Source organism: Vulcanisaeta sp., assembly GCF_049966235.1.
Lineage (GTDB): Archaea > Thermoproteota > Thermoprotei > Thermoproteales > Thermocladiaceae > Vulcanisaeta > Vulcanisaeta moutnovskia.
In genome coordinates this window covers 1-550 of the sequence record NZ_JBMFVA010000087.1, presented here as the reverse complement: position 1 = coordinate 550, position 550 = coordinate 1, and the positions used below count along the sequence as shown (strand labels likewise).

At 41.1% G+C, this 550-nt stretch carries 1 protein-coding gene; it reads left to right on the top strand.

Annotation, left to right across the window (positions count from 1 at the left end; genetic code table 11):
- Positions 1-158: 158 nt before the first annotated feature.
- A partial coding sequence (locus tag ACP5L5_RS11850; protein ID WP_428764027.1) for a hypothetical protein occupies positions 159-550 on the top strand: 392 nt, incomplete at its 3' end.

The window sequence follows — 550 nt, the reverse complement described above, 5'->3', positions numbered from 1 at the left end:
CAGGAAACCCACTTACAGTCACAATAACCGGCGGCCCCAAGCAATCACCATTACAATTTACAGCACAGTTTTCAAGCCTACCGACTGTTGGTAGTAATTCTTTTGTTACAAGCAACCAAATCTTTACCAACATAACAAACATACAGCTAAGCTATCCATTGCCATATCCAGGCGTAACCGTAAAAGTATATGCATCTGCAAACACACAAACACCAGTAACAGACACAGCAAACAACTTACTGCTAGCGGAATTAACGTATTATGGTCCAACACTTACATACACCCAGCCAGGAACAAACTACAATTTGATATCTTCATCTCTAAGTGCAACATACAGCGGCGAGAGCGGCTTCTCAACACCAATGACATTGTCAGCTCTTAAGCCATCAACACCACCAAATACACCAACAGCATACTTTAGCTTCAAATTCCCAGAGTATGATTTGCCAGTATCATCTTCACTAACATCATATACAACGTTGCAGATAACAAATGCTTCAACAGCACTACCTATTGGCTCATCGCTCTACTATCTAAACTACACTTCACT